The following is a 3,904-nucleotide window of genomic DNA, read 5'->3' on the forward strand; positions in this document are numbered from 1 at the left end:
GGGTCGGATCCCTCCTCTGCGAGGAGGGATCCGACCCCGATTCCGGTTTCAGCCGTAGCCGCCGTGCACCGGGTTGTGGCTGCGAACGGCCATCACCAGGCCGAAGCCGGCCAGCAGCGAAACGGCCGAGGTACCGCCGTAGCTGATCAGCGGCATCGGCACGCCCACCACCGGCAGCAGGCCGGAAATCATCCCACCGTTCACCAGCACGTAGACGAAGAACGCCAGGCCGGTGGCGCCGGCCAGCAGGCGCGAGTACGAATCGCGCGACTGGCTGGCGATCCACAGGCAGCGCCCGATCACCACCAGGTACAGGGTCAGCACCAGGGCCACGCCCAACCAGCCGAATTCCTCGCTCAGCACCGAGAACGCGAAGTCGGTGGTCTGTTCGGGAATGAAGTTCAGGTGCGACTGCGAGCCTTCGCCCCAGCCCTTGCCATCGAAGCCGCCCGAACCGATCGCGATCTTCGACTGGATGATGTTCCAGCCCGCGCCAAGCGCGTCCATCTCCGGATCGAGGAACATCATGATGCGGTCCTTCTGGTACGGCCGCAGCAGCCAGAACCAGGCCAGCGGCGCGACCGCGGCCACGCCGCCCACGCCCAGGCCCACCCACCACCACGGCAGGCCGGCCAGCAGCAGCACGAACACGCCACTGGCGGCGATCAGCACGCCGGTACCGAAGTCCGGCTGCAGCATCACCAGGCCGGTCGGCACGCCGATGATGACCATCGCCACCAGCACGGTATTGAAGCGCGGCGGCAGCGGCATGCGGTGCAGGTACCAGGCCACCATCATCGGCAGGCTGACCTTCAGCAGCTCGGCCGGCTGCAGGTAGAAGAACTTCAGGTCCAGCCACTGCCGGCCGTACTTGCCGGTGCCCAGCACGAACACTGCCAGCAGCGGGATCATCGAGATCGCGTAGATCATCGGCGTGGCCGAGCGGATGCGCAGGATCGACACGCGCGAGATGGCCCACAGGGCGGCCAGGCCGACCACGAAACGCGCGCCCTGCGCCATCACGAGGCTGTCGCCGCCGGCACTCTTCAGCGTGGCCAGGCCGATCAGCATCAACGCGCCGAGGGCCAGGCACAGCACCCAGTCCAGGGTGCTGAAGAAGCGGCGCAGCATGTCGCCGGCCCAGCGCAGGAAGTCACTCATCGTGCAGGCTCCGCGGGGGTCGAACGTGGGCTGGCGGGCAACGCGGCGGCAGATGCGGCAGGCGCGCCCGGGGCCGGGGCGGGCGCCGGTTCCGGGGCGGGCATGCCGACCAGCACCGGGTGTTCGCCCAGCTGCGCGGCGGCGGTGTCGCCGGCCGGACGCGCGTTGGCATCTTCATTGTCGAACGCGGTCACGCCGATGACGGTGGTGCCGCGCTCGGCGTCCAGCGGCTGCATGCCCTCGGGCATCTTGCCCAGCAGGTAGGCGTCGAACACCTTGCGCGCGATCGGCGCGGCGGCCGAACCACCGTAGCCACCGCCTTCGACGGCGATGGCCAGGGCGATGACCGGCTGCTCGACCGGCGCGAAACCGACGAACAGCGCGCGGTGGCGCAGGTGCATCGGCAGGCTCTTCGGGTTCACTGCGGCCGTGCCCTTGCGGCTGACCACCTGCGCGGTACCGGTCTTGCCCGCCATGACGTACGGCGCGCCCACGGCCATGCGCGCGGCGCTGCCGCCGGGCTGCATCGTGGCCATCATGCCTTCGCGCACTGCCTGTACATTGTTCGGGTTGGGACTGACCGGCTTGCTCGGGCCCTGCTCGGTGGCGACCCAGTCGTGGTCGAAACCGGCGCGCTGCTGGATGACCAGGTGCGGGGTGCGCAGCTGGCCATTGGCCAGCGCACTGACGCCGCGCGCCAGCTGCAGCGGGGTGACCTTCCAGTCGCCCTGGCCAATGCTGATGTTGACGGTGTCGCCGGGGTACCAGGCTTCCTTGCGGCTTTTGCGCTTGTAGGCCGGCGACGGCAGGATGCCGCCGATCTCGCCGGTCAGGTCGATGCCGGTCGGCTGGCCGAAGCCGTAGTACTCCATGTAATGGTCGAAGCGCTCGATGCCCAGGTCCAGCGCCAGCTTGTAGTAGTAGGTGTTGACCGACTGCGCGATGGATTTGCGCAGGTCCGTCCAGCCATGGCCGCCGCGGTGCGAATCGCCCCAGCCGCGCGACGTCCCCGGCAGGTAGAACATGCCGGTGGACAGCACCTTGTCTTCGGGCCTGCGCACACCGGAATCGAGGCCAGCCAGGCCGATCAGTGGCTTCAGGGTGGAACCGGGGGCGACGCCACCCAGTACCAGGCGGTTGAACTGCGGCCGCGACGGGTTGTCGTTCAGCGCCTTGAAATCGGCATGCGAGATGCCGTTGACGAACAGGTTGGGGTCGTACGACGGCAGGCTGACCATCGCCAGCACTTCACCGGTGCGCGGGTCCATCGCCACGGCCGAACCTTCCTGGTCACCGAAGGCGGCAACCAGCGCACGCTGCAGGTCGGCATCGATGGACAGGCGCAGGTCGGCGCCGGACTGCGCAGCCACCCGGCCGATGGTGCGGATGGCACGGCCCTGCACGTTGGTCTCGACCTGCTCGTAGCCGACCTTGCCGCGCAGCTGCTGCTCGTAATAGCGCTCCAGGCCCGACTTGCCGATGTGGGTCAGCGCGGCGTTGCCTTCGCCGAGGATTTCCAGGTCCTTCTCGTCCACGCGGCCGACGTAGCCGATGATGTGCGCGAACAGGTCGCCATAGGGATAGCGGCGGGTCAGGTAGGGTTCCAGCTCCACGCCCGGAAAGCGCCAACGGTCCACGGCGAAGCGCGCCATTTCCTCATCGGTCATGCGCAGCTTGAGGGTGACCGGCAGGAACTTGCGGCGCGCCTTGCGCGACTTGTTGAACGCTTCCAGCTCTTCAGGACTGATGCTGATGATCTTCGCCAGCCCGTCCAGGGTGGCGTCCATGTCCTTGACCTTGTCCGGGGTCACGTCCAGGCGGAAGGCCGGCACGTTCTCGGCCAGCAGGCGGCCATTGCGGTCGTAGATCATGCCGCGCCCGGGCACGACCGGCCGCGGCTTGATGCGGTTGGCCTCCGAGCGCGTGGCGTAGATGTCGTGGTCCAGCACCTGCAGCTTGAAGTACCAGCCGCCCAGGCCCAGCAGGCAGACCAGCACGCCGAGGAAGCCCAGCGCCGCGCGGCGGCGGAACTGTTCGGCTTCGGCGTGCGGGTTCTTGACCTGGCGACGCGGGATCATGGCTCAGCGCCCGCGCTTGCCGAAACGCACGGCGTCGAGCAGCACGAACACCAGCGGCCACAGGCCCATGCCCAGCAGCGGCGCCCACCAGTACGACCACGGCAGGGTCGGCTCACCCACCAGGATGTGCACCAGCGCGCTGACGATGCGGTCATTGAACAGCAGGCCGCCGATGGCCAGCATCTGCTGTGACATCGGGAAGAAGCGGATGCGGGCGCGGAAGCGCTGCAGGATGAAGGCCAGCATGACCAGGCGCATGGCCTGTTCGCCCAGCACGCCGCCATACAGCAGGTCGGCGATGACGCCGCTGGTGAAGGCGATGCCCAGGCCCACGCGCTCGGGGGCCTCGATGACCCAGTACGCCAGCACCAGCGCCAGCCAATAGGGGCGCAGCGGCTGCAGCAGTGCGGGCAGCGGCAGCAGGCCCAGCAGCAGGGCCACGACCAGGCTGGCCGGCAGCACCCAGGGGTTGTCGCGCAGGCGGCTCATCGTGCGGGCTCCTGCGGGGTGGATTGGGCGGATTGGGCGGGTTTCGGTTGCCGGCCAGCGGCCGGCACTACCCGGGCCGACCCAGCGTCGGGTGGAGAGCCCCCTTCTTGTTGAAGGGGGTGCGCCGACGGCGCGGGGTTAAGGGAAGATGCGGGGGCAACCGCCCTCGCCGCAGG

The 3,904-nt window shown here is 68.9% G+C and carries 3 protein-coding genes; all 3 read right to left on the reverse strand.

Going from position 1 to position 3,904, the window contains the following annotated elements:
• Positions 1-48 precede the first annotated feature (48 nt).
• Genes rodA through mreD form a run of 3 tightly spaced genes read right to left on the reverse strand, consistent with a single transcriptional unit; the run spans position 49 to position 3,728 of the window.
• The gene (gene rodA, locus DCO49_RS19605) at positions 49-1,161 is read right to left on the reverse strand and encodes a rod shape-determining protein RodA (protein ID WP_116865412.1); all 1,113 of its coding nucleotides are present in this window, start codon (positions 1,159-1,161) and stop codon (positions 49-51) included.
• The gene (gene mrdA, locus DCO49_RS19610; RefSeq protein ID WP_116865413.1) at positions 1,158-3,239 is read right to left on the reverse strand and encodes a penicillin-binding protein 2; all 2,082 of its coding nucleotides are present in this window, start codon (positions 3,237-3,239) and stop codon (positions 1,158-1,160) included. Before mrdA ends, rodA begins: the two co-directional genes overlap by 4 nt.
• Before the next feature lie 3 nt (positions 3,240-3,242).
• On the reverse strand, positions 3,243-3,728 hold the full coding sequence (mreD, locus tag DCO49_RS19615; protein WP_079223400.1) for a rod shape-determining protein MreD: 486 nt from the start codon (positions 3,726-3,728) through the stop codon (positions 3,243-3,245).
• Positions 3,729-3,904: the final 176 nt, after the last annotated feature.

The sequence above is a fragment of the Stenotrophomonas sp. SPM genome (assembly GCF_003105135.1).
Lineage (GTDB): Bacteria > Pseudomonadota > Gammaproteobacteria > Xanthomonadales > Xanthomonadaceae > Stenotrophomonas.

Excerpts from the sequence above, each read along its gene's own strand:
- mreD (WP_079223400.1), bottom strand. The coding sequence starts at position 3,728 with ATGAGCCGCCTGCGCGACAACCCCTGGGTGCTGCCGGCCAGCCTGGTC.
- mrdA (WP_116865413.1), bottom strand. The coding sequence starts at position 3,239 with ATGATCCCGCGTCGCCAGGTCAAGAACCCGCACGCCGAAGCCGAACAG.
- rodA (WP_116865412.1), bottom strand. The coding sequence starts at position 1,161 with ATGAGTGACTTCCTGCGCTGGGCCGGCGACATGCTGCGCCGCTTCTTC.